Annotated in this window: 16 protein-coding genes; 11 read left to right on the top strand and 5 right to left on the bottom strand. The window is 68.7% G+C overall.

Annotated elements, in window-relative coordinates; genetic code table 11:
* Positions 1–380 precede the first annotated feature (380 nt).
* The 4 genes from CVV72_RS40065 (at position 381) to CVV72_RS40050 (ending at position 6,639) form a co-directional block, all read left to right on the top strand.
* Positions 381–1,055, top strand: coding sequence for a peptidylprolyl isomerase (locus tag CVV72_RS40065; protein ID WP_219149906.1), 675 nt, complete (start codon positions 381–383; stop codon positions 1,053–1,055).
* A 6-nt stretch (positions 1,056–1,061) separates the two neighbouring features.
* A complete protein-coding gene (locus CVV72_RS40060; RefSeq protein WP_219149904.1) occupies positions 1,062–1,334 on the top strand; it encodes a hypothetical protein in 273 nt (90 codons plus the stop codon).
* 247 nt (positions 1,335–1,581) lie between these two features.
* Positions 1,582–5,190, top strand: coding sequence for a methionine synthase (gene metH, locus CVV72_RS40055; RefSeq protein WP_219149902.1), 3,609 nt, complete (start codon positions 1,582–1,584; stop codon positions 5,188–5,190).
* A gap of 12 nt (positions 5,191–5,202) precedes the next feature.
* Entirely contained in the window at positions 5,203–6,639 is a 1,437-nt protein-coding gene (locus CVV72_RS40050; protein WP_219149900.1) for a PLP-dependent aminotransferase family protein, read from the top strand.
* Here CVV72_RS40050 and CVV72_RS40045 read toward each other — a convergent pair.
* Positions 6,636–7,367: an alpha/beta fold hydrolase gene (locus CVV72_RS40045; RefSeq protein ID WP_219149898.1), complete on the bottom strand. Its 732-nt coding sequence runs from the start codon at positions 7,365–7,367 to the stop codon at positions 6,636–6,638. The genes CVV72_RS40050 and CVV72_RS40045 overlap by 4 nt on opposite strands.
* Positions 7,368–7,415: 48 nt before the next feature.
* Here CVV72_RS40045 and CVV72_RS40040 point away from each other — a divergent pair, with 48 nt between their 5' ends.
* The gene (locus CVV72_RS40040) at positions 7,416–8,666 is read left to right on the top strand and encodes a cytochrome P450 (RefSeq protein ID WP_219149895.1); all 1,251 of its coding nucleotides are present in this window, start codon (positions 7,416–7,418) and stop codon (positions 8,664–8,666) included.
* A gap of 52 nt (positions 8,667–8,718) precedes the next feature.
* On the opposite strand, the gene CVV72_RS40035 is transcribed toward CVV72_RS40040, so the two are convergent.
* A complete protein-coding gene (locus CVV72_RS40035; protein ID WP_219149893.1) occupies positions 8,719–10,176 on the bottom strand; it encodes an MFS transporter in 1,458 nt (485 codons plus the stop codon).
* Between the two features lie 86 nt (positions 10,177–10,262).
* Here CVV72_RS40035 and CVV72_RS40030 point away from each other — a divergent pair, with 86 nt between their 5' ends.
* Positions 10,263–10,649: a MarR family winged helix-turn-helix transcriptional regulator gene (locus CVV72_RS40030; protein WP_219149891.1), complete on the top strand. Its 387-nt coding sequence runs from the start codon at positions 10,263–10,265 to the stop codon at positions 10,647–10,649.
* Positions 10,650–10,762: 113 nt separating this feature from the next.
* Here the strand turns inward: CVV72_RS40030 and CVV72_RS40025 are convergent, their stop codons facing one another.
* Positions 10,763–11,659 (bottom strand): LLM class flavin-dependent oxidoreductase, encoded by an 897-nt coding sequence (locus CVV72_RS40025; protein ID WP_219149889.1) that lies wholly within the window; start codon positions 11,657–11,659, stop codon positions 10,763–10,765.
* A gap of 107 nt (positions 11,660–11,766) precedes the next feature.
* On the opposite strand from CVV72_RS40025, the gene CVV72_RS40020 reads away from it, so the two are divergent.
* The 5 genes from CVV72_RS40020 to CVV72_RS40000 all read left to right on the top strand — a co-directional run bounded on the left by CVV72_RS40020 (position 11,767) and on the right by CVV72_RS40000 (position 15,505).
* On the top strand, positions 11,767–12,195 hold the full coding sequence (locus CVV72_RS40020; RefSeq protein WP_370641854.1) for a hypothetical protein: 429 nt from the start codon (positions 11,767–11,769) through the stop codon (positions 12,193–12,195).
* On the top strand, positions 12,189–12,410 hold the full coding sequence (locus CVV72_RS40015) for a helix-turn-helix transcriptional regulator (protein WP_125673158.1): 222 nt from the start codon (positions 12,189–12,191) through the stop codon (positions 12,408–12,410). The genes CVV72_RS40020 and CVV72_RS40015 overlap by 7 nt, the downstream gene beginning before the upstream one ends.
* A gap of 7 nt (positions 12,411–12,417) precedes the next feature.
* Positions 12,418–13,380, top strand: coding sequence for an NAD(P)-dependent alcohol dehydrogenase (locus CVV72_RS40010; protein WP_219149887.1), 963 nt, complete (start codon positions 12,418–12,420; stop codon positions 13,378–13,380).
* An 83-nt stretch (positions 13,381–13,463) separates the two neighbouring features.
* A complete protein-coding gene (locus tag CVV72_RS40005) occupies positions 13,464–14,999 on the top strand; it encodes an alkaline phosphatase (RefSeq protein WP_219149885.1) in 1,536 nt (511 codons plus the stop codon).
* 164 nt (positions 15,000–15,163) lie between these two features.
* Positions 15,164–15,505 carry a hypothetical protein gene (locus tag CVV72_RS40000; protein WP_219149884.1) on the top strand — a complete coding sequence of 114 codons (342 nt, stop codon included), beginning with the start codon at positions 15,164–15,166 and terminating at the stop codon, positions 15,503–15,505.
* A gap of 37 nt (positions 15,506–15,542) precedes the next feature.
* Here the strand turns inward: CVV72_RS40000 and CVV72_RS39995 are convergent, their stop codons facing one another.
* Both CVV72_RS39995 and CVV72_RS39990 read right to left on the bottom strand, forming a co-directional pair.
* Entirely contained in the window at positions 15,543–16,406 is an 864-nt protein-coding gene (locus CVV72_RS39995) for an alpha/beta fold hydrolase (RefSeq protein WP_219149882.1), read from the bottom strand.
* Between the two features lie 27 nt (positions 16,407–16,433).
* Positions 16,434–17,258, bottom strand: coding sequence for a GAF and ANTAR domain-containing protein (locus tag CVV72_RS39990; protein ID WP_370641853.1), 825 nt, complete (start codon positions 17,256–17,258; stop codon positions 16,434–16,436).
* Positions 17,259–17,279 lie beyond the last annotated feature (21 nt).

The following is a 17,279-nucleotide window of genomic DNA, read 5'->3' as shown; positions in this document are numbered from 1 at the left end:
ACCTTCAGGGTAGGCAAGAAGGCCTTCACGGACCGAACCCGCGAGTTACGCCTCCAATCACGTGAGTTACGCCTTCAATCACACGAGTTACGCCTCCGATCACGCGTACTCGATGGAGGGAATTTGTGATCGGACGGACGACACGCGTGATCAGACGGACGACACGGGTGATCGAGGGCGTGACTCGCGTGATTGAGGACGTAACTCGCGTGATTGAAGGCGTAACTCGCGTGATTGAGGACGTGACTCGCGTGAAGGCCCCCTTCCCTCGGGCCCAGCCGGGGAAGGGGGCCTTCACGCGGTCACTCGACCGAAGCAGGGAAAGCGCGTCCCCGTGAAGCGCTATCCCACGACCACCCTTTTGGGTTAGGTTCCCCCACATGAAGCTGCGCTGGGGTGTCACCACTGTCGTTTCCGCACTCGCCGCCGTCCTGCTGCCCGGCGTGGCCACCGCCGCGCCCGCCCCGGCGTCCCTGCCGATCGTGCGCTGCGAGTTCACGCCGACGCCGGAGAACCCCGCGGCCCGCCCGGTGCTGCGCCCGCTCCCCTTCGCGTTCACGCGCGGCACCGTCGACGTCACCTTCCGCTTCAACTACGGCCCGGTGACCGTCCGGCTGAACCGCGCCGGCGCCGCTCCGTGCGCCGTCCATAACCTGGCGAGCCTGGCGCTACAGCGCTTCTACGACCGCAGCCAGTGCTGGCGCCTGACGAACTCGTCGCGCCTCGGCGTCCTTCAGTGCGGCGACATCTACGAAGCCGAGAAAGGCGGGCCGGGCTACAAGTTCCCGGACGAGGTCGACGGCACCGAGACCTACGAACGCGGCACCATCGCCATGGGCAACCAGGGCCCCGGCACCAACGGCAGCGAGTTCTTCATCGTGCACTCGTTCGCGAACATCCCGAAGAACTACTCGGTGATGGGCAAGGTCGTGCGGGGCATGGAGGTTCTCGACCGGATCGTGGCGAACGGCATCATCCCGACGGATCCGAACGGTCCTGCCGACGGGCTGCCCGCGAAGCCGGTGAAGATCCAGAAGGCGACCGTCGGTTTCTAGCCGTTCATGACCTGGTTCGGCAGGCGGCGCAAGGAGAAAGCGGTCCGAGCACGCCTTTCGGTGCCGGCAGACGAAATCGGTGCGAGGACAGGCGAAGTACTCGGCGAGCACTTCAGCGGCGGTATGGGCTCGCCCCTCAGCCTGGTGATCGTCTCGCTTCCACCGAGCCGCGGCTACCTGCGGCTTCACCCCCGCAGGCCGATGGATTCCGGCCATGGCGACGCCACGGTTCGCCTCAACGCGAAAGAACATCGGCCTCCTGCCGGAATCCGCCCCTGACAACGGAAGATGTCCATCCCGCGATCGACGTCGGCCGCGGGATCGTGGCCAACGCCCAATCCCACAATGCGGGAAAGCCGAACCCGCGGTGGCCAGCGGGTGAGCAATTCAGGCGAAGTGCGCTTGTCCTGATCCGGTAGTCTTGGGCACCAAGGTCGAGAGGCGCTGCAACGGACCGCCGGGTCCGCCACGCTCGGCCCCGGACTTCACCGCAAGGGCGCCTCCCACGACATGGGAGGAGCGCTGGATGAAAACGACCGCCCTGCGAAAGCTGCTGGATGAGCGCATCGTCGTGCTTGACGGGGCGTGGGGGTCGATGCTCCAGAACGCCGGCCTCAAGCCGGAGGACTACCGCACCGAGCGGTTCCAGGATCACCCGCGTGACATCACCGGCGACCCCGACCTGCTGAACATCACGAGGCCGGACGTCGTGCTCGACATCCACCGCCAGTATCTGGACGCCGGCGCGGACATCACCACGACGAACACGTTCACCGCCACCACCATCGGCCAGGCGGACTACGGGCTCGAGCACCTCGCGTACGAGATGAACCTCCGCGGCGCCCAGATCGCCCGCGAGGCGGCGGACGCGGCAGGCGGTAAGTTCGTCGCCGGATCGGTCGGGCCGCTGAACGTCACGCTGTCGCTCTCGCCCAAGGTCGAGGACCCCGCCTTCCGCGCGGTCACCTTCGACGAGGTGTACGCCGCGTACGCCGACCAGATCAAGGCGCTCGCCGAGGGCGGCGTGGACCTGCTGCTCATCGAGACGATCTTCGACACACTCAACTGCAAGGCCGCGATCGCCGCCGCGCGCGACGTCGCGCCGCATCTGCCGCTGTGGATCTCGGTGACGATCGTCGACCTGAGCGGCCGGACGCTGTCCGGGCAGACGGTCGAGGCGTTCTGGAGCTCCATCGAGCACGCGGATCCGCTGCTCGTCGGCGTCAACTGTTCGCTGGGCGCGGAGGAGATGCGCCCGCACATCGCCGAGCTCTCCCGTCTCGCAGGCACGTACACCGCCTGTCACCCCAACGCCGGCCTGCCGAACGCGTTCGGCGGGTACGACCAGACGCCCGAAGAGACCGGCGGGCTGCTCGGCGACTTCGCCACGGCCGGGATGGTCAACGTCGTCGGCGGCTGCTGCGGTACGACCCCCGCGCACATCAAGGAGATCGCCGACGCCGTCCGCGGGATGACGCCGCGGGACGTCCCGGCGCCGAAGCCGCACACCCGGTTCAGCGGGCTCGAACCGTTCGAGATCGGCAAGGACACCGGGTTCGTCATGATCGGCGAGCGGACCAACGTCACCGGATCCGCCAAGTTCCGCAAGCTGATCGAGGCCGACGACCACCAGGCCGCCGTCGACGTCGCGCTGGAGCAGGTCCGCGGCGGGGCGAACCTGCTGGACGTCAACATGGACGCCGACCTGCTCGACAGCGAAAAGGCGATGACGACGTTCCTGAACCTCATCGCCACCGAACCCGAGGTCGCCCGGCTGCCGATCATGATCGACAGCTCACGCTGGACGGTGCTCGAGGCCGGGCTGAAGTGCGTGCAGGGCAAGGGAGTCGTCAACTCCATCAGCCTCAAGGAGGGCGAGGAGCAGTTCCTCCAGCAGGCCCGGCGCATCCGCGACTACGGCGCGGGCGTGGTCGTGATGGCCTTCGACGAGCAGGGCCAGGCCGACACCGCCGACCGGAAGGTCGAGATCTGTGCCCGCGCCTACGACCTGCTCACCCAGCAGGCCGGTTTCGCCGCCGAGGACATCATCTTCGACCCGAACGTGCTCGCGGTCGCGACCGGTATCTCCGAGCACAACGGGTACGCCAAGGCGTTCATCGACGCGCTGCCGCGGATCAAGGAACGCTGCCCCGGCGTGCACATCAGCGGCGGTATCTCGAACCTCTCCTTCTCCTTCCGCGGCAACAACGTCGTGCGCGAGGCGATGCACTCGGCCTTCCTGCTGCACGCGGTGCGCGCCGGGCTGGACATGGGCATCGTCAACGCCGGGCAGCTCGCGGTCTACGAAGACATCCCCAAGGATCTGCTGGAGCTGGTCGAGGACGTGCTCTTCGACCGCCGCGAGGACGCCACCGACAGGCTGGTCACCTTCGCGGAAACGGTCAACGGCAAGGGAACCCGGCGCACGGTCGACCTCTCCTGGCGCGACAACACGGTCGAAGCTCGGCTCAGCCACGCGCTGGTGCACGGCATCGTCGACTACATCGAAGAGGACACCGAGGAAGCGCGCCAGAAGCTGCCGAAGCCGCTGGAGGTCATCGAAGGCCCCCTCATGGACGGCATGAAGATCGTCGGCGACCTGTTCGGCTCCGGCAAGATGTTCCTGCCGCAGGTGGTCAAGAGCGCGCGCGTGATGAAGCGGTCGGTGGCCTACCTCGAACCGTTCATGGAGGCCGAGAAGGAGAAGGCGCGCCTCGAAGGCCGGATCGAAACCCGGCAGGGCAACGGGAAGGTCGTCCTGGCGACGGTCAAGGGCGACGTGCACGACATCGGCAAGAACATCGTCGGCGTCGTCCTGGGCTGCAACAACTACGAGGTGATCGACCTCGGCGTGATGGTCCCGGCTTCGGTCATCCTGGACACCGCCGTCTCGGAAGGCGCCGACGCCATCGGGCTCTCGGGCCTGATCACGCCGTCGCTGGACGAGATGGTCAACGTCGCCGCCGAGATGGAGCGGCGCGGGTTGAAGCTGCCGCTGCTGATCGGCGGAGCGACCACGTCGCGCCAGCACACCGCGGTCCGCATCGCGCCCGCGTACGAGCACACGACCGTGCACGTCCTGGACGCCTCCCGCGTCGTCGGCGTCGTCGGTGACCTGCTCGACGCGGACCGTGCCGAGGTCCTCGACAAGAAGAACCGCGAGGATCAGGAAGAGCTGCGCGTGCAGCACGCGAACAAGCAGCGGACGCCGTTGCTGACGGTCGAGGAGGCGAGGGCCAACCCGGAGAAGGTCTCCTTCGACGACATCCCGACGCCCGCGTTCACCGGCGTCCGGTACGTCTCGCCGTCGCTCACCGAGCTGCGCGAGATGATCGACTGGACCTTCCTGTTCCTGGCGTGGGAGCTGAAGGGCAAGTACCCGGCGATCCTGAACAACCCGGTGGCACGGGAGCTGTTCGACGACGCGAACACCCTGATGGACCAGATCATCGCCGAAGAGCGGTTCCAGGCGAAGGGCGCGTACGCGTTCTGGCCGGCGCACTCCGAGGGCGACGACATCATCCTGGAGTCGGGCGTCAAGTTCCCGATGCTGCGCCAGCAGACCAAGAAACCGCTGTCGCGGCCCAATCGCTGCCTGGCGGACTACATCGCCCCGGCCGGCGCGGGCGATCACCTCGGCGGCTTCGCGGTCACCATCCTCGGCGCCGAGGACTTCGCGGCCGAGTTCGAGGCGAAGCAGGACGACTACCGCGCCATCATGGTGAAGGCGCTCGCGGACCGGCTCGCCGAGGCGTTCGCCGAGTACCTCCACCTCAAGGCGCGGCGGGACTGGTTCGAGCCGGACGCCGATCCGAAGCTGGAGGATCTGCACGCCGAAAGGTTCCGCGGCATCCGCCCGGCGCTGGGCTACCCGGCCAGCCCGGATCACAGCGAGAAGCAGGAGCTGTTCGAACTGCTCGATTCCGACCGGCTCGGGATGGGGTTGACCGAGTCGTTCGCGATGACGCCGGCGGCGAGCGTCAGCGGGCTGATCTTCGCCCACCCCGATTCGCGGTACTTCACCGTCGGTCGGCTGGGCAAGGACCAGGTCGAGGACTACGCCGCCCGCCGCGGCCTCGAACTGTCCACTATGGAGCAGTGGCTGCGGCCGAACCTCGCCTACGAGCCCGAATGACACAATGATCGGGTGACTGCCGAAGGCTCGGACTTCCTGCAGCTGGACATCGGGGACGCACCACCGGGGCGCCGGTCGGACTGGCTGGCGTCGCGGTTGCGGCACGCCATCTCCGACGGCCGCCTGCCGGTCGGCAGCAGGCTGCCCGCGACCAGGGCACTGGCCGCGGACCTGCGGGTCTCCCGCGGCGTGGTCACCGAGGCCTACCAGCGGCTGGTCGAGGACGGTCATGTCGCCGGACGGGGCCGCGCGGGCACGGTGGTCGTCGCGGCACCGGCCCGGACGAAGGAGCAGACGACGCCCGGTCCCCCGTCCGCGGGCACGATCTTCCGGCCCGCGCCGGGGATCGGCGTCTTCGACTCGCTGCGGTCGACCCCGGCGAGGATCGACCTGTCCCCCGGCGTGCCGGATCTGACGGCGTTCCCGCGAACGGCCTGGCTCCGCGCCGAACGCACCGTGCTCAACAACCTCTCGGCGGCGGATTTCGGCTACGGCGACCCGCGGGGCGCGCCCGCGTTGCGGCTCGCGATCGCGCGCTGGATCGCCCGCACCCGCGGTATCACCGCCGACGCCGACGACGTGCTGATCGTCGCCGGTGTCGCGCAGGGCCTCGGCCTGCTGGCCCAGGTGCTCTGCGACACCGGGATCTCCGAGATCGCGGTCGAGGATCCGAGTTCGCTGGGCGCGCGGCAGCATCTGCACGACCGGCGGCTGGCGACGCCGCCGATCCGCGTCGACGACGAGGGGGTCGACGTCGCCGAGCTCGTGCGCAGCGGCGCGCCCGCCGTGCTGCTCACGCCCGCGCACCAGTTCCCGACCGGTGTCGTGCTCGGCGGGGAACGCCGTCGCGAGCTCATGCGCTGGGCCGCGGACGGCGGCCTGATCATCGAGGACGACTACGACGCCGAGCACCGCTACGACCGTCCACCCGTCCCCGCGTTGCGCTCGATGCTCGCCGAGCAGGTCTGTTACGCGGGCAGCGTGTCGAAGTGGCTCGCGCCCGCGCTCCGGGTGGGCTGGATGCTGGTTCCGTCGCGGTACCGGGACGAGGTGGTCGCGGCCAAACGGTTCGCCGACCTGGGCAACGCCGTCCTCCCGCAGCTGGTGCTCGCGCATCTGATGGAGTCCGGCGAGATGGAACGGCAGCTGCGGTTCGTGCGCAAACGGCATCGCCGCCGCCGGGACGCGATGATCGACGCGCTCCGGACCCATCTCCCGGACGCCGTGGTGCACGGCGCCGCCGCCGGGCTGCACCTGACGATCACCTTCGACGCGGAGTTCTCCGATCTCGACTTCGCCGCCGCCGCGCTGGAGCAGGGTGTGAAGGTGCAGCCGCTGTCGTGGCACTGTCAGCGCCCGATGAATCCGGGGCTCGTCCTCGGTTACGGGGCGAGCCCGGCGAGCGACATCGCCGAGGGCATCGCGGTCCTCGGCAAGCTCCGGCGTTAGCGACCGACGAACTGCCGGGGGAAGGGCAGGAGCGCGGACGGGTCTTCGACGTGGGCGTTGTGGCCCAGTCCGGGGAACTCGACGGTGAAGGAGCTGAGTGCGCGAAGCTGCTCGGGGCGGCTCATGGGGTCGTGCTCACCCGCCGCGAGGACGACCGGGCAGCGTGCCGCGCCGAGCAGTCCGCGCATGTCCGGAGCCCCCACGGCGAACGCGCGAGGGTCCAGTGCCAACCGCCAGCCACCTTCGGTCTCGGCCACCCCGTCGGGATCCGCGTCAGCGATACCGACCAGGCCGGCGATCTTGAGGAAGCCGCGTTCGGCGTCCTCACGGGAGGGGAACACCCTCGGCGGTTTCGCCGCCATGGCGGCCGCTCGCGCGAGGTCGGCTTCGCTCCATTCGACCTTGACGCCGACCGCGAGCAACCCGGCGACCTTCACCCCGAACCAGCCGGAGGCCAGCGCGAGCCCGACCACCCCGCCCAGCGAATGGCCGACCACCAGTACCGGACCACGCTCCGGGAACGCGTCGGCGACCGCCGCGGCCAGTCCGCCGAAGGAGTAGTGCGGCAACCGGGGCGATCCCCCGTGACCAGGCAGATCCGGCGCCAGCCAGCGATATCCCGGCTGCGCCATGAGGCCGTCCCAGACCGCTCCCGTCGCGCCGAGGCCGTGCAGCAGGAGCACGGCGGGGCCTTCGGTTCCGGCAGTGCGCATCTTCAGCGTGTCCACCGGACGGATCTTTCCGCAGTCCCCCGCTCAAGGGCTAGTGTCGACGCCGTGATCACCGATCCGGACGTCTACACCCGGGGCGTGCCGTACGAGCACCTCGCGTCGCTGCGCCGGGGGTCACCGGTCGTGCGCGTCGACGATTTCTGGGCCGTGCTGCGGCATTCCGACGTCAAACACGTGCTGAAGAACCCGAAGCTGTTCTCGTCGCGGCTGGGCGGGACGCAGATCCGGGATCCGGCGACCGAGCAGGATCTCGGTTACGTCCGCCGGATGATGCTCAACATGGATCCGCCCGAGCACGCCCGGCTGCGGGGCCTGCTCACCAAGGCGTTCACGCCGCGCGCGGTCGGCAGGCTGACCGAGCGGATCCAGGGCTGGGCGCGGGAGCTGATCGCCGGGGTCCGCGCGGACGGCGAATGCGACTTCGCGGTGGTCGCCGCCGATCTCCCGCTGCTGACGCTCGCCGAGGTCTTCGGGATCCCCGAACAGGACCGGCGGCTGATGTACGACTGGAGCAATCGCGTGATCGGCTATCAGGACGCCGACTACGCGGTGAGCGCGACCGTCGAGGCGGACGAGGTCACCGATCTCGCTCGGGCGGCGCTGGCGGTCCGGCCGGTTCCGGGGCCGGACGGGTCGATGCCCGATCCGCGTACCCGCGCGGGGATGCCGGATCTCTACGCGTACGCCACCGCCCTCGGCGAGTACAAACGCCGCCATCCCGGCGATGACGTGATGAGCAACCTGATGGGTCACGTGGAAGACGGTGGCCGGGTCTCGATCGCCGAGTTCGAGAACCTGTTCTGGCTGTTTTCCGTGGCGGGCAACGAAACGTTGCGCAACGGCATCCCCGGCGGGATGCTGGCGCTGCTGTCGCATCCGGATCAGTACCGGCGGCTGCGCGCCGACCGTTCCCTGCTTCCCGGTGCGGTGGAAGAGATGCTGCGCTGGTGGTGTCCGGTCATGCACTTCCGCCGGACCGCGACCGAGGACGTCGTCCTGTCCGATGTGGACATCCGCGCCGGCGAGAAGGTGGTCGTCTGGTTCTCCGCCGCGAACCGCGACGAGACCGTTTTCGAGGATCCGGACCGCTTCGACATCGGCCGCACTCCCAACGATCACTTGACCTTCGGGCACGGCCCGCATTTCTGCCTCGGCGCCCAGCTCGCCAGGGTGCAGCTGCGCGCGATGTTCGAAGCGGTACTGGACCTGCTCGGCGAGGTCGAACCCGCCGGGGAACCGGTGCGGCTGCGGTCGAACTTCCAGAACGGGCTGAAATCGCTGCCGATCCGCTGGTAGCGACGAGCCCCTTCCCGCCCCCGAGCGCGGGAAGGGGCCCATCACCCCCTGGTCATTCGGCCGCGGCGAACTCCGGTTCGGCGACGGTGGAGCGGGCTTCGGCCTTGCGCAGGCCGACGACTCCGGACAGCGCCACCAGGACACTGATCACGGCGATGCCGGTGACGACGGTGAGCGCGGGCGCCAGCCCGTTCAGCAGCGCGGCCGGTCCGGTGGCACCACCGGAGTTGCCGGTCAGGACCGCGGTCACCACGGCGAGGCCGATCGCGCCGCCGACCTGGATCGACGTGTTCAGCAGCCCACCGGCGAGCCCCTGCTCGTCGTCGGAGATGCCGTTGGTCGCCTGGATGTTCAGCGAAGAGAACGCCAGCATGAAGCCGATGCCCAGCAGGATCATGCTCGGCAGCACCGAACCGGCGTAGCTGGAACTCTCGTCGATGCGCAGGAACAGCGCGTACCCGATGACGTGGGCGACGACACCGGCGAGGATCGTGCGCGGGGTGCCGAGCCGGTCGATCAGCGGCTCGATCCTGGGCGAACCGAAGGCCACGATCAGCGCGGCGGGCAGGAAACCGAGCGCGGTCTGGAGCGCGGACCAGCCCAGCACGGTCTGCAGGTACAGCATGACGACGAACTGGAACCCGATGTAGGCGCCGAAGAACGTCGCGCCGCCGAGGTTGGCGCGGGCCAGCGGCCCGGAGCGCAGGATGCCGAGGCGGAGCAGGGGGTGCTTGCTGCGCTTCTCGATGAACACGAAGGTGACGAGCAGGGCGAGCGCGAGGGCGAACGAGATCAGCGTCCGCGGTGCGGCCCAGCCGATTTCCGGCGCCTCGACCACGGCGAAGACCAGCAGGAGCGAACCGGCGGCACCGGTGATCGCGCCCGGGAAGTCATAGCCGCCACCGGTCTGCGGCCGGTAGGACGGGATCAGCTTGATCGCGGCGACCAGCGCGGCGAGCGCGATCGGCACCGGCAGCAGGAACGTCCAGCGCCAGCCCACCTCGGTGAGCAGGCCGGAGAAGACGAGGCCCGCGGAGTAACCGCTGGCGCCGAAGACGGCGAAGATGCTGATCGCCCGGTTGCGGGCGGGGCCTTCGTGGAAGGTCGTGGTGATGATGGACAACGCGGCCGGTGCGGTGAACGCGGCGGCCAGCCCCTTGATGAAGCGGGTGGCGATCAGCAGCGCGCCGTCGTCGACGAGACCGCCGAGCAGGGAGGCGAGCGCGAAGACCGCGACGGCGACGAGGAAGACGCGGCGCCTGCCGAGCAGGTCGGCGGTGCGCCCGCCGAGAAGCAGCAGGCCGCCGTAGCCGAGCACGTAGGCGCTGATGATCCATTGCAGGGCACCGGTGGAGAGGCCGAGTTCGGCCTGGATGGACGGGAGGGCGACGGCGACCATCGACACGTCGAGCGCGTCGAGGCCCACGACGACGGACACAGTGAGCAGGACACCCCAGAGGCGCGCGTCCCACCTTGTCGAGCTGGTGGACAGCTGCACGGAAGAACTCATGATCCGTACAGTACATGCACACGCATCTAATGCAAGTGCATTTAATGACTTTGCATAAAATTCACGTGCATGCTATCTTGGGCCGCGTGAGCGACGTCGCCGAACAAGACCTGCTGCGGGAGTGGCACGAACTGTCCGCCCGGCACGCGGCGGTCTTCGGGCGGCTCGAGTGCCGCCTTCAGGAGCGCCACGGCCTCGGCGTCACCGAGTTCGAAGCCCTGGAACGACTGGTGAACTGCGTGGTCGGCAAATGCCGCGCGGCCGATCTGACCGAGGTCGTCCACCTGAGCCAGAGCGCCACCTCGCGGCTCGTCGCCCGCCTCGAGCGCGAAGGACTCGTCCAGCGCGCGCTCTGCGAGTCGGACCGGCGCGGGATCTTCGTCGTCGTGACCGATGAGGGCCGCCGTCGCTACGAAGAGGCGAAGCCGACGCATCGGGCGACTCTCGAAGAGACCCTCACCGTCGGCGCCTGAAGTCACGCCCAGCCTCGGCAGATGTCGCGAAAGCCACTTTCGGGACATCAGACGTCCCCAAAGTGGCTTTCGCGACACGGAACCAGCCCGCGGAACGCGCGTGTCACCGGCGGTCAGCCCTTGGCCAGCTCCTCACGGATCGCCGGGACGACCTCGTTCCCCCAGCGGCCGAGCGCACTGTCGGTCGTGGCCCCGTCCTCGACCGGGAAGTAGATGAACCCCGCGGCGCCGTGGTCGCGCACCGCCGGAACCAGTTCCCCGACCCACTGTTCCGGCGAACCACCCACCCATCGCCCCTCGTCGTCACGCGGCGACAGCAGGGGCTTTTCCGTTATCCGGCCCGGAAAGTTGTAGATGGTGGCGATCTCGCCAGGGTCGCGGCCCGCGTCGACGGCGGCCTGGTCGATCACCGGACGGGATTCGGCGAACCGCGGGCTGAGCCAGTCCGCGGCGTGCCCGGGGATCCAGCCGTCCGCCAGCTTTCCGGTCACCGCCAGGGATTTGGGTCCCACAGCGCCCGTCCAGACCGGGGGCGCGGGCGCGGCCGCCGGGACCAACCCGTCGACGGAGTAGAACTCACCCTCGAAGGTCACCGGTGCCCCGCCACCGGAAAGCGCCTTGATGAGGGTGATCGCCTCACCCATCGCCCGGACCGCTTCGGCGGGCGTGCGGTGCTCGACACCGAGTTTGGCGATCTCCCGCCAGAGTCCGCCGGCACCGATGCCGAGCGCGACGCGGCCACCGGAGAGCGCCGAAAGCGAGGTGATCGTCCTCGCCAGCATCGGGGCGGGGCGGCTCGGCAGGTTGGTGACGTTGACCGCGGCCGTCACCCGTGACGTCCGGCCGAGGATCACGCCCAGTGCCGCGTAGGCGTCGAGCCGGTCGGCGAAGTACGGGTGATCGGACAGGCTGACCAGGTCGAGTCCCGCGCGGTCGGCCTGTCCGGCGTGCCGCAGGAGGTCTTCCACCTCGCCGACGCCGGTTTCGAGCCCGAATCCGAACAGTGTCATCACCACTCCTAAGTTCGTAGTACGCACTATTTGTATCACGAACTACTTGCCGATGTCGAAGTAAAGAATATTTGACATGATGTCTAGAACTCTTTACCTTGGGTCTCGTGGCAATGGAAGAGAAACGCGCGTGGATCATGGTGGTGGTCACGGTCTTCGGCTACGCCGCGTACCTGATCGTCGTCCTCCGCCGGGCGGGCTCCGGCCCGCTCGTCGATGTCCCTTATGTGGCGGCGTTGGTGTGGACGGTCGGGGCGGCCATCATGGCTTCGATCGTGCTGCACATCGCCGCGGCGGCCGCCGCACCGCGGGACGCGGGACGCAAGGACCAGCGCGACCGCGAGATCGGCCGGTTCGGTGAGCACATCGGACAGTCGTTCGTCGTGATCGGCGGTGTCGCGGCGCTCGTCATGGCGATGGCGGAGCTGGACCACTTCTGGATCGCCAACACCGTGTACCTCGCCTTCGTCCTGTCCTCCCTGCTCGGCTCGATCGCGAAGATCGCCGCCTATCGCCGGGGATTCCAGGCATGGTGAAACCGACCAAGGTCACGAACTCCATCCGCGCCCTGCGGTTCGCGAAGGGTGAGATGACCCAAGCGGAACTCGCGGACCGGATCGACGTCACCCGCCAGACGGTGATCGCCATCGAACAGGGCCGCTATTCGCCGTCCTTGGAGATGGCCTTCCGGATCGCCAGGGTGTTCGGCGTCGGGCTCGACGACGTTTTCCAGTACCCAGACCAGGAATGAGGCCGCCGTGAAGGCGATCGCCCAGAACGAGTACGGCACCACCGATGTGCTGACCCTGACCGACCTTCCCGAACCCGAAGCCGGACCGGACGGTGTCGTCGTGCGGATCCGGGCGGCGGCGGTCGATCCCGGGGTCTGGCACCTCATGGAAGGCACGCCGTACCTGGTGCGCCTGATGGGTTTCGGCGTACGGAGACCGAAGGCCCGGGTCCGCGGCCTGGACTTCGCCGGCGTCGTGCACGCCGTCGGCGACGGCGTGACGCGATTCCGGCCGGGCGACGAGGTTTTCGGCACCTGCCAAGGCGCCTTCGCCGAGTACGCACTGACCACAGTGGACAAGATCGCCCGGAAGCCCGAGCGGCTCGGCTTCGACGAAGCGGCGGCCGTTCCCATCTCCGCTTTCACCGCGCTCCAAGCGCTTCGGGACAAGGGCCGGGTCGCGCCCCGGCAGAAGGTCCTGGTCATCGGCGCCGGCGGTGGCGTGGGCAGCTTCGCGGTGCAGATCGCCAAGGCGTTCGGTGCCGAGGTGGACGGCGTATGCGGCACGGGCAAGGTCGACCTCGTCCGCGCACTCGGCGCGAACCGCGTTTTCGATTACACCCGCGAGGACTTCGGCGGCGGCTACGACCTCATCCTCGACACCGCGGGCAACCGGCCGCTGTCCTCGCTGCGGAAGGCCCTTGCCCCGCAAGGCACTCTCGTCCTCGTCGGCGGTGAGAGCGAGGGGAAGTGGATCGGCGCGGTAGGGCGCAATGTGCGGGCACTGCTCCTCGGGCCGTTCGTGAAGCACAAGCTCCGCGGCCTGTTCTCCACGGAGAACCACGATGATCTCCAGACGCTGCGGGCGCTGATCGAAGCGGGGAAACTGACGCCCGTCGTCGACCGGACCTACTCGCTGGCCGAGGTACCCGAAGCCATCCGTTACGTCCGCGAAGGACACGTACGCGGCAAGGTCGTCATCACCGTCTGATGTTCTCCCCCACGTCGGGCTCCGGTCATCTTGGCAGTGTTCGGTGTCGGAGAGCGATCCGCCGAGTGCCGAGGAGACCAGCGATGTCCGTCAACCGCCGCGACCTGTTGCGAGGCGCCGCCACCGCCGGTGCGCTGGGGCTGGCTTGGCCGTTGAGTTCGCGGATGACGGTCGCGCAGGCCGAGGAGGCCGCGGTGGCGCTGGGCGCGACCTGGGACGAAGCGCCGTTCACCCTCGGCGTCGCGTCCGGCGACCCGGTTCCGTACGGCGTCGCGCTCTGGACCAGGCTCGCGCCGAAGCCGATGGAGTTCGAGCAGCCGCTGGACGACACCGTCGAGGTCGCCTGGGAGGTCGCCACCGACCGCGGGTTCCGCCGCCGCGTGGCGCACGGGACGACGGCCGCCACCGCCGGGCTCGGGCACAGCGTCCACGTGCCGGTGTCCGGACTGGAGCCGGGCTCGCAGTACTACTACCGCTTCCACGCGCTCGGCAAGGTCAGCCGGATCGGCCGCACCCGTACCGCGCCGGTCGGGCCGGTCCGGCGGGTGCGGTTCGCTTCGGCGAACTGCCAGGCGTTCCACGACGGGTTCTACGCGGCGCACGCCGGAATAGCGCGGGAGGAACTGGATTTCGTCGTCCACCTCGGCGACTACGTCTACGAGCACGGTCAGGTCGGCGGGAACCCGCTGCGCGATCACGAAGGACCCGAGGTGCTCACCCTGCCGGCGTACCGGCGGCGGCACGCGCTCTACAAATCCGACCCCTCCCTGCGGGACGCCCACGCCGCCCATCCCTGGTTCATCACCTGGGACGATCACGAGGTCGTCAACGACTACAGCGGCACCACCCCGTCGTTGCGAGCCCGGCGCTCGGCGGCGTACCAGGCCTGGTTCGAGCACATGCCGGTGCGCCCCGACCACCCCTCGACTCCGAGGATCCACCGGCAGCGCCACTGGGGCGACCTCCTCGATCTGTCCATTTTGGATCTCCGGCAGTACCGGTCGGCGCAGAACCTGCCCGACGGCACCATTCTCGGCGCGGACCAGAAGGCATGGCTCAAGGACCAGGTGACCGGCGCGGGCGAGGCGTGGCACTGCTGGGTGAACTCGATCATGCTGAGCCAGCTCGCGAAGCCCGGCGGCGGCTACATGTTCACGGACCAATGGGACGGCTTCCTCACCGAACGCAAGGAAGTGCTGACCCACGTGGCCCAGAGCGGCCTCGAAGACCTCGTGGTGATCACCGGCGACTGGCATTCCGCGTTCGTCGACGACATCCGCCCGGACTTCGCGGACCCGGCCACCCCGGTGATCGGCACGGAGTTCACCGCGCATTCGGTCTCCTCCGGCGCCTACTCCCCCGAGTGGAACGCCACGAACGGGCCGAAGATGGGCGCGGCGAACCCGCACCTCAAGTACTTCGAGGGCAACCGGTACGGCTACGACGTCTACGAGGTCACCCCGCGCCGCTGGAGCACGCATATGCGGGTGATCGGCGACCGGCGCGACCCGCGTTCCCCGGTGAGCACCCTGACGACGTTCCACGTCGACCGCGGCAGGCCCGGATCGTACGAGGACCGGTCCACCATCACTTCTCCGGCGCAGTACCGGCGGCGCTAGGCCAAAAGGGGAGCCGCGAACTCAGAAGGGGGGCGGGCGACGCTCTTTCGGAGCAGTGCGGTTCACCGCACGCGTTCTCGTTTCACCTGCCCGATGAATTCACGACAATTCTTCCGTGCGGCTAATCTGGGCTTTCCACTGGGAACGAGCCGCGGGAGAAAGCAATGAAGAAGAAAATCGCCGCTTTAGTCTTGGCCGCCTTTTCGGCGGCCGGAATCCTGGCCGCCTCACCGGCCTCCGCGGCGACCGAAGGCAAGTTCCCACCCTACGGATGCAACGGCGATCGCTATGGAATCCTCTTCGGCGAGGGCATTTCCCTGACCTGTTTCGCCCTGCCGAAAGCCTCGGAAACCTACCGAGTGGTCGCCCACTGCGCGTCCGGATCCTCCTATTGGTACACCGTCGGACATTGGGTTCCGGTCGGTTTCGGCCCGTCGACGGCGGAATGTCACGGCGCACTGCTTTCGAGCGCATACGTGGCGGGATATCACGTAGACGACTTCTAATATCCGAATGACTTGATGTCGATCTTGACGGCGCGGTTCAGCGTCCGCTCCCGGCAGGTCCCCACCGGCCCACTTCCGCGGTGAGCCACCGATGCAGGGAAAAGGCCAGTTCGACCGGAGCGTCGTACTGGATCAGGTGCCCGGCCTCGGGAATGACGTCCAGGAGGGCACCGGGAATCGCGTCGGCGAGACGCTTCGCCCGGTCCACCGGGATCCACGTGTCGTCCGCACCCCAGATCACCTTCACCGGCAACGCCAGGTCCGGATAGCGGTCCTGGATCTCGTCCGTGTACCGGACGTCCGCCTCGGCGATCTGCCGGTAGAAGGCGCGTTGCCCGTCCGCGTCCAGCCAGGGCCCGGTCAGCGTGGCCAGCTGCGCGCCGGTGAGCCCACGATGGGAGGCCGTCCCGATGTAGGACTCCAGCGCTCCCCGGTGCACCGCCGGCGGCTGCGCCTGGAAGACCTCGGCGTTCTCCGCGACGAGCCGGAAGAACTCCGAACCCCACGGGCGCAGCGCGACGACGTCCACCAGTGCGAGCGAGGCGTACTCCGCGCCGTGCAGCAGCTTCGCGCGCAGAGAAACGGCCCCGCCGTAGTCGTGGGCGATCACGTGCGGGGCGGTCAGCCCCCAATACCCGAGGAGGTCGGCGAACAGCTCGCCCTGTGTCCCGAGATCGACGGCATGGCCGGGTTCCTTCGACGAACGGCCGTATCCCGGCATGTCCCAGACGTGGACGGCGAACTCCGTGCTGAGCGCTCGCGCGAAAGGCGCCCACAGTTGCGCCGACCACGGTGTCCCGTGGCACAGCACCACCGGGGCGCCTTCGCCGAGGCGTTCCCACGCCACCGAACGGCCACGCCACTCGAACGTCCGCGACAACTCCAGCTCGCCGAAACCCATGATCGCGATCGTAGTCGCGCCCACCGCTCAGTCCGGCAGCTGCAGTTCCGTATGCCGTTTGGACAGCATCTCCGCCAGCTCCCGGAGTTTGACGTTCATGTTCTGCGACGTGTGCCGCAGCACCTCGAACGCCTCCGCGGCGTCGATCCCGCGCCGCGCCATCAGGATGCCCTTCGCCTGCCCGATCGCGTCACGGCTGTCCAGCGCCTGCTGGAGCTGCTCCTCCTGAAGCTGACCGCGGGTGACCGCGTGCGTGGTCGCCAAGGCCAGTGACGCGTGCGTCGCCAGAAGCAACAGCACGTCACGGTCGGCCCTGGCGATGCCGTGCGGGCTTCGCGAATAGACGTTCAGCGCGCCGGAAAGCTGCGAACTCGACGCTTCCGGCAGGAGAGCGGTCGAGACCAGCGAGTGGAACCCGAGCGCCGCGGCGGCAGGACCGAACCGAGGCCATCGAGCGTCCTCCGCGAGATTGTCGCTGAACGCCGCCGCCGGCCCCGAAACCCGCGCCGCTTCGACGCAGGCACCCTCGCCGTATTGATACTGCAACTGATCCAGCTCGCCGGCGATCTCGTCGGTCCGCACCGGCGTGTGGAACCCTCCGTCGGGATCGAGGAGGGTGACGCTGACCAGATCCGCGCCCGGCACCAGGTCACGCGTCGCGAAGACCACCCGTTCGAGCACCGCCGCGATCGAACCGGAATCCAGCAACGCCCTGGTCAGGGCCACGAACTGGGTGACAAGTGGCCCGGCGATGAGCCGGGCGCCGTTCTCGGAGGTCACCGGCAGGTCGCCGTCGCCGACATCCTCGACGAATCGGTTCTTGTCCTGCTGCCAGTCGAATTCATCGGCCAAAGCCCGCCTCTCCCACTTCTG

The organism is Amycolatopsis sp. TNS106, assembly GCF_019330265.1.
Lineage (GTDB): Bacteria > Actinomycetota > Actinomycetes > Mycobacteriales > Pseudonocardiaceae > Amycolatopsis > Amycolatopsis lurida.
This window is presented reverse-complemented; position numbering and strand designations above follow the sequence as displayed.

Coding starts and splice junctions, on each gene's coding strand:
- CVV72_RS40065 (WP_219149906.1), top strand. CDS start 381: ATGAAGCTGCGCTGGGGTGTCACCACTGTCGTTTCCGCACTCGCCGCC.
- CVV72_RS40060 (WP_219149904.1), top strand. CDS start 1,062: ATGACCTGGTTCGGCAGGCGGCGCAAGGAGAAAGCGGTCCGAGCACGC.
- metH (WP_219149902.1), top strand. CDS start 1,582: ATGAAAACGACCGCCCTGCGAAAGCTGCTGGATGAGCGCATCGTCGTG.
- CVV72_RS40035 (WP_219149893.1), bottom strand. CDS start 10,176: ATGAGTTCTTCCGTGCAGCTGTCCACCAGCTCGACAAGGTGGGACGCG.
- CVV72_RS40025 (WP_219149889.1), bottom strand. CDS start 11,659: ATGACACTGTTCGGATTCGGGCTCGAAACCGGCGTCGGCGAGGTGGAA.
- CVV72_RS40015 (WP_125673158.1), top strand. CDS start 12,189: ATGGTGAAACCGACCAAGGTCACGAACTCCATCCGCGCCCTGCGGTTC.
- CVV72_RS40005 (WP_219149885.1), top strand. CDS start 13,464: ATGTCCGTCAACCGCCGCGACCTGTTGCGAGGCGCCGCCACCGCCGGT.
- CVV72_RS40000 (WP_219149884.1), top strand. CDS start 15,164: ATGAAGAAGAAAATCGCCGCTTTAGTCTTGGCCGCCTTTTCGGCGGCC.
- CVV72_RS39995 (WP_219149882.1), bottom strand. CDS start 16,406: ATGGGTTTCGGCGAGCTGGAGTTGTCGCGGACGTTCGAGTGGCGTGGC.